The sequence below is a fragment of the Angustibacter speluncae genome (assembly GCF_054777815.1).
Genome location: NZ_BAAHAF010000120.1, coordinates 1 through 6,233, shown reverse-complemented (window position 1 = coordinate 6,233; position 6,233 = coordinate 1). Strand labels below are relative to the sequence as shown.

Below are 6,233 nucleotides of genomic sequence, written 5' to 3'. Positions count from 1 at the left end.
TGCTGCTGCCCGTCGTCGCCGGGCCGGGCGACCTGCGCTGGGGACCGGACGGCCCGACGCGCCCCGGGCACGTGCTGCCGGGCGGCCGCCGGCTCGACGAGCCGGAGGGCGACCCGGCCGGCCTCCCGGGCACCGCCGACCTCGCCCTCGGACCGCACGACGTGCTGCTCGTGCCCGCGCTCGCGGTCGGCGGGGACGGCGCCCGGCTCGGCCAGGGCGGCGGGTTCTACGACCGCGCGCTCGCCGTGCTCGCCCCGCACCCCGTCGGTCCGCTCGTCGTGGCCGTGGTGCACGACGACGAGGTGCTGCCACCGGGCCGGGTGCCGCGCGAGCCGCACGACCGCCAGGTCGACGCCGCGCTCACGCCGTCCGGCTGGGTCGACCTCGCTACCCCTCGTCGTCCGCCGGCTGCAGGGTGAGGGTGTCCTCGGCCGCCCGCTCGACCGCGCGCCGCCCGAACGGCCACGGGTAGGTCTCCCCCGCGGCCCAGGCCGCGGTCTGGTCGCCGTAGTGCCCGCTCCACGGGTGCCCGGAGACGCCGGTGAGGTCGACCCAGCGCGAGCGGTCGAAGTCGTCGAGGTCGACCACCATCCGCATCGAGGGCACCCAGTTGACCGCGTAGCCGTCGGACGAGGCGTCCCACCCGGTGGCCAGCACGGTCGAGGTGCCGCCGCCCATCTGCGTGGTGCCCGAGTTGAACAGCGCGCGGACCGGACCCGGCACGGTGTCGCCGCCGAGCGGCTGCTGGCGCAGCTGCAGCGTGTGCAGCTTGCCCCACTCCCACTTGGCCGGGTCCTTGCCGAGCGCGGCGGTCAGCTCGAGCCGCGCGTCCTTGAGGGCCTGCCCGAGCACCTGGTCGCGGGTCTCGACCACCGTCGGGGTGGTCGTGTCGTCCCACCAGGGGTTGGCCGGGTCGGCGAGCAGGGCGCGCACCACCTCGAACCAGCGGCCGCCGCCGTCCGGCCGCGCGCCCTCGGGCAGCTGGTCGTCGAAGGTGAGCCGCAGCAGGTTGCTCCACACCGCGTTGAAGTAGGCCGCCGGGGCGGAGTCCGCGGGCTGCGTGCCGTCCCAGCAGGCGTCGGTGCTGCCACCGGTGGTGCACGGCCGCAGCAGCGCGATCGCCTCGGCGGTGAACGCGCGGTCGGCCGGGGAGTCCTCGGACACCGGCGGCGCGGCGAGCAGGCTCGGCACCAGGATCGCGGCCAGCCCGTTGGTCGTGTCGGTCTGCAGCGCCTCCATGTCGGCGGCGGTGACCTTCCCGCCGTCGGCGGTGAGCTCGGTCAGCGCGTCGCGGATGCGCTGGGAGCGGAAGCCGTAGTCCCAGTCGGAGGTCAGCGGGTACGGGTAGGAGTCGCCGACCACCTGCTGGTTCGCCGCGACGACGAACCCCTCCTGGGGGTTGCGCACCGACGGCAGCTCGGCGAACGGGATGTAGCCCTGCCAGTCGTAGTCGCTGTCCCAGCCGAGCCGCGGCCAGGTGCCGTCGGCCTGGCCGAGGCCCTGGCCCGGCGTCCGCAGCGGGATCCTGCCGGGCGCCTGGTAGCCGATGTTCCCCTCGGTGTCGGCGTAGACCAGGTTCTGCGCCGGCACCTCGAACAGCTCTGCGGCCGCGCGGAACTCGTCCCAGTTGCCGGCCTGGTTCAGCGCGAACACGGCGTCGGCGGTGCGGCCCGGCGTGAGCGCCGTCCACGACAGCGCGACCGCGTACCCGCCCGGGCTGAACGGTGCCGGGTCGGGCACCGGCGCGTCCTCGCCGACGGTGTCGAGGGCGTCGACGACGTCGGAGATCAGCGGCCCGTGCACCGTCTCGCGGACGGTGAGCTCGACGTCGGCCTCGCCGCGCACCCGGATGGTCTCGGTGCGGGTCTCGAGCTCCTCCTGCTGGCCGTCGCGCAGGTAGGTGTCGTCGGAGACGTCCTCGAGGTAGAAGTCGGTGACGTCGGGCCCGAGGTTCGTCATGCCCCAGGCGATGTCGGCGTTGTGGCCGATCACGATCCCCGGCATGCCGGAGAACGAGAAGCCGGAGACGTCGAACGGGCACTCGTCGCCGACGTCGGTGCAGTGCAGGCCGACCTGGTACCAGATGCTCGGCATGCCGGGCGCGAGGTGCGGGTCGTTGGCGAGCAGGGGGCGGCCGCTCTCGGTGTGCGTGCCCGACACGACCCAGGAGTTCGAGCCGATGCCGTCGCCGCGGCCCATCAGCACCGGCACGGCGTCGAGCGCGCGCTGGGCGGCCTCGAGCGCGGTGCGCGACGAGCGCGACGCCGACTGGACGCGGCCGTCGGACGTCGGCGCCTGCACCTGCGCCTGCACAGCGGGCGCGGTCGCCCCGTCGGCGAGCAGCCCGCCCGGCAGCGCGGAGCCGGACGTCGAGGTGCCCGGGACGATCGGCACGTGCTCGGACGTCGGGTACGGCGGGTACAGGCTCTCGACCAGCGCGACGTCGGCGGCCTGCCCCTGCCCGGTGCGGGTGCGCCCGTACGCGAGCGCGCGGCCGAGCTCGGCGTTGTAGTTGCTGCGCAGGTCCCACGCCATCGCCTTGAGCCAGGCCAGCGAGTCGACCGGCGTCCACGGCTCGATGTCGGCGACGTCGCCGGTGAGGTCGAGGACGGCGTACGCCGCGGACAGCTCGCCCGGCGAGCGGTCGCCGACGTAGGCGTTGACGCCGTCGGCGTAGGCCTGCAGGTACTCGCGGGTGTCAGGCGACAGCAGCGGCAGCTCGCGCTCGGCCACCCGGCGCCAGCCGAGCGTGCGGACGACCTGGTCGGCCTGGAGCGCGTCGCTGCTCGGCCCCACGAGCTCGGACAGCCGCCCCGCGGTGACGTGGCGGCGGAAGTCCATCTCGAAGAACCGGTCCTGGGCGTGCACGAGCCCCTGCGCGAAGAACAGGTCGTGGGCGTTGCTCGCGTACACCTGCGGCACACCCTGCGCGTCGCGGACGACGGTCACCTCCTCGCGCAGCCCGGCCGCCTCGAGCGTGCCCGACCAGTCCGGCAGCGGACGGCGGACGGTCGTCACCACCGACACCACGACGACCAGGACGACGGTCACGAGGAGGACCACCGCCACCTGCAGCACACGTCGAAGGCCCGGCACCCGGCGAGCGTAACGACCGCGGGGCGCAGGTCCGCGCAGACCGGCCGGACGCACCGCGACCCGTCCCCCGCCGCACCTAGGATGGGCACCACCGCCGACCCGACGGGGAGCCCGCCCATGGACGTCGACGACCTCGGGGTCGCCGTCTCCGCAGGCGCGCTCGTCCTGCTGGTCGCCGTCGGCGCGGTGCGGCTGTCGACCCGCACCGGCACCCCGTCGCTGCTGCTCTACCTCGCGCTCGGCATCGGCCTCGGCGAGAGCGGCCTGGGCGTCGGGTTCGAGGACTACGAGCTCACCACGGCGCTCGGCTACGCCGCGCTCGCCCTGATCCTGGCCGAGGGCGGGCTCACCACCCGGTGGTCGACCATCCGGCGGTCGGTCGCGCCCGCCGCGGTCCTGGCCACGCTCGGCACCACCGTGTCGGTCGTGGTCGTGGCCGTCGCCGGCCACTGGCTGCTCGGCATCCCCTGGGTGCAGTCGTTCCTGCTCGGGGCGGTGCTCGCCTCGACCGACGCGGCGGCGGTCTTCTCCGTGCTGCGGGTCGTGCCGCTGCCCCGTCGCCTCGCCGGGATGCTCGAGGCCGAGTCGGGGTTCAACGACGCCCCGGTCGTGATCCTGGTGGTCGCCCTGAGCGCCGCCGCCGACGGCCAGGGGCTGCACAACCCGCTCCTCGTCGTCCTCGAGGCCGGGCTCGAGCTGGCCGGCGGCACCGTCCTCGGCCTCGGGCTGGGGTGGCTGGGTGCCCGGATGCTGCGCGGCGTCGCGCTGCCCTCGTCCGGCCTGTACCCGATCGCCGTGCTCGCGTTCTGCGCGCTGGCCTGGGGTGCCGGGCAGGTGCTCCACCTCAGCGGCTTCATCGCCGTCTACCTGGCCGCCCTCGTGCTCGGCAACGCCGACCTGCCCCATCGCCCGACCGTCCGGGGGTTCGCCCAGGGCGTCGGGTGGCTGGCCCAGATCGGGCTCTTCGTGCTGCTCGGGCTGCTGGTGTCGCCGGCCGACCTCCCGGGCCAGGTCGTCCCCGCCCTGGTGATCGGGACCGTGCTCCTGCTGGTGGCGCGCCCGCTGTCGGTGGTGGCGTCGGTGAGCTGGCTCGGCTTCGGCTGGCGCGACCAGGCGTTCCTGTCCTGGGCGGGGCTGCGCGGTGCGGTGCCGATCGTCCTGGCCACCATCCCGGTGACGCTCGCCGCACCCGGCACCGACGGCCTGTTCGAGCTCGTCTTCGTGCTCGTCGTGGTCTTCACGCTGGTGCAGGCCCCCACCCTGCCGCGGGTGGCCCGCTGGCTGCGGCTGGCCGGCGACACCCCGCAGGACCTGGAGATCGAGACCTCGCCGCTGTCGGCGATCGACGCGCACGTGCTGACGGTGGCGGTCGGGCCCGGCTCGCGGCTGCACGGCCTGGAGGTCTTCGAGCTGCGCCTGCCCGGCGGCGCGGGCGTCACCCTGGTGGTGCGCGACGGCGCCTCCCTGGTGCCGCAGCCGAGCACGCGGCTGCGTCGCGGCGACCAGCTGATGGTGGTCTGCCCCGGCCCCGTGCGCGAGGCCACCGAGCGCCGGCTGCACCAGCTGAGCACCCGCGGCCGGCTCGCGCAGTGGCGGGCGCTGCCGGGCGGCGGCCGGGGTGGCGGACCGGCACGAGGGGAAGACGCACCGCCCCACGGGCGTTAGCATTGGCACTCGGACGACCCGAGTGCCAGCCGCGGCCGACGCGCCGCGCGAGCGCACCGCCACCCCAGAAGGAGCCCGCCCGTGCCCACGTACGCGTACGCGTGCACCGCCTGCGACAACCGCTTCGAGGTGCACCAGGCCTTCACCGACGACGCCCTCACCGAGTGCCCGCGCTGCCAGGGCCAGGTGCGCAAGCTGTTCGGCTCGGTCGGCATCGTGTTCAAGGGCTCCGGCTTCTACCGCACCGACTCCCGCTCGGGCTCGTCCTCCTCGACGACGTCGTCGTCGAGCACCTCCACCGACGCCTCCTCCTCGTCGTCGAGCACCTCCTCGGGCACGTCGAGCACGTCGGGCACCTCCTCGTCCGGCTCGTCCGGCTCGTCCGGCACCTCGTCGTCCAGCGGCTCGTCGTCGACCGGCTCCTCGAAGCCGGCGGCCGCCACCTCCTCCTGACGGCACGCCCGCCGTCCACAGGCGGGCCCGCGGGTGCCCCGCGTCCACAGCAGGTCCCCGGACGGGTGCGGGCGCGACGGGGCGGCGGCTAGCGTCCCGGCCATGACCACCAGCCCCGCGCCCGACGTCCCGCGCGCCGAGATCGGCGTGATCGGCGGCTCCGGGTTCTACTCCTTCCTCGACGACGCCCGTCCGGTCGAGGTCACCACGCCCTTCGGCCCGCCGAGCGAGCCGCCGGTGGTCGGGCTCGTCGCCGGCCGGCCCGTCGCGTTCGTCCCCCGGCACGGCCGCGACCACCGGCTCGCCCCGCACCGGGTGGAGTACCGGGCCAACCTCTGGGCGCTGCGCGCGGTCGGGGTGCGGCAGGTGCTCGCACCGTGCGCCGTCGGCTCGCTGCGGCCCGAGCTCGGGCCCGGCACGGTCGTCGTCCCCGACCAGGTGGTCGACCGCACCACCGGCCGCGCGCACACCGTCTACGACGGGCAGGACGAGCGCGCCGGCCACGTCGTCCACGTCGGCTTCGCCGACCCGTTCTGCCCGGTCGGGCGGGCCGCCGTGCTGGCCGCGGGGAGGGAGCGCGGCGCCGACCCGGTCGACGGCGGCACCCTCGTCGTGGTGAACGGCCCGCGGTTCTCCAGCCGCGCCGAGTCGCAGTGGCACGCCGCGGCGGGCTGGTCGCTGGTCGGCATGACGGCGATGCCCGAGGCGGCGATCGCCCGCGAGCTGGCGATGTGCTTCACCACGATCGCGTTGGTCACCGACCACGACGCCGGGATCGAGGGCGGCCCGGCGGTCTCGCACGCCGAGGTCCTCGAGGTGTTCGGGCGCAACGTCGAGACGCTCAAGGGCCTGGTGGCCGACGCCGCGGCCGCGCTGCCCGCCGAGGGCGAGGGCGGGTGCGCCTGCCGCGACGCGCTCGAGGGCCAGCGGCTGCCGTTCGACCTGCCCTGACCGTGCCCCGGCTGCTGCTCCGGCACCGACGGGTCGCCGCGGCGCTGCTCGTCGGCCTGGCCGCCCCG

5 protein-coding genes are annotated in these 6,233 nt (G+C 75.7%); 4 read left to right on the top strand and 1 reads right to left on the bottom strand.

The annotated features are described in order from the left end of the window. Positions 1-419 (top strand): 5-formyltetrahydrofolate cyclo-ligase (locus tag ACYVKY_RS14640; protein ID WP_460435727.1); only part of this gene is annotated, 419 nt, incomplete at its 5' end. Here the strand turns inward: ACYVKY_RS14640 and ACYVKY_RS14635 are convergent. Next, on the bottom strand, positions 388-3,069 hold the full coding sequence (locus ACYVKY_RS14635) for a penicillin acylase family protein (protein ID WP_460435726.1): 2,682 nt from the start codon (positions 3,067-3,069) through the stop codon (positions 388-390). The two genes, ACYVKY_RS14640 and ACYVKY_RS14635, sit on opposite strands and share 32 nt — an antisense overlap. Positions 3,070-3,213: 144 nt before the next feature. Between ACYVKY_RS14635 and ACYVKY_RS14630 the strand changes: the two genes are divergently transcribed. The 3 genes from ACYVKY_RS14630 to ACYVKY_RS14620 all read left to right on the top strand — a co-directional run bounded on the left by ACYVKY_RS14630 (position 3,214) and on the right by ACYVKY_RS14620 (position 6,165). Continuing rightward, positions 3,214-4,761: a potassium/proton antiporter gene (locus ACYVKY_RS14630; protein WP_460435725.1), complete on the top strand. Its 1,548-nt coding sequence runs from the start codon at positions 3,214-3,216 to the stop codon at positions 4,759-4,761. Between the two features lie 81 nt (positions 4,762-4,842). Beyond that, complete coding sequence (locus ACYVKY_RS14625) at positions 4,843-5,214, top strand: FmdB family zinc ribbon protein (protein WP_460435724.1); 372 nt, start codon at positions 4,843-4,845, stop codon at positions 5,212-5,214. A 102-nt stretch (positions 5,215-5,316) separates the two neighbouring features. Continuing rightward, entirely contained in the window at positions 5,317-6,165 is an 849-nt protein-coding gene (locus ACYVKY_RS14620; protein WP_460435723.1) for a nucleoside phosphorylase-I family protein, read from the top strand. Positions 6,166-6,233: the final 68 nt, after the last annotated feature.

Coding starts and splice junctions, on each gene's coding strand:
- ACYVKY_RS14630 (WP_460435725.1), top strand. CDS start 3,214: ATGGACGTCGACGACCTCGGGGTCGCCGTCTCCGCAGGCGCGCTCGTC.
- ACYVKY_RS14620 (WP_460435723.1), top strand. CDS start 5,317: ATGACCACCAGCCCCGCGCCCGACGTCCCGCGCGCCGAGATCGGCGTG.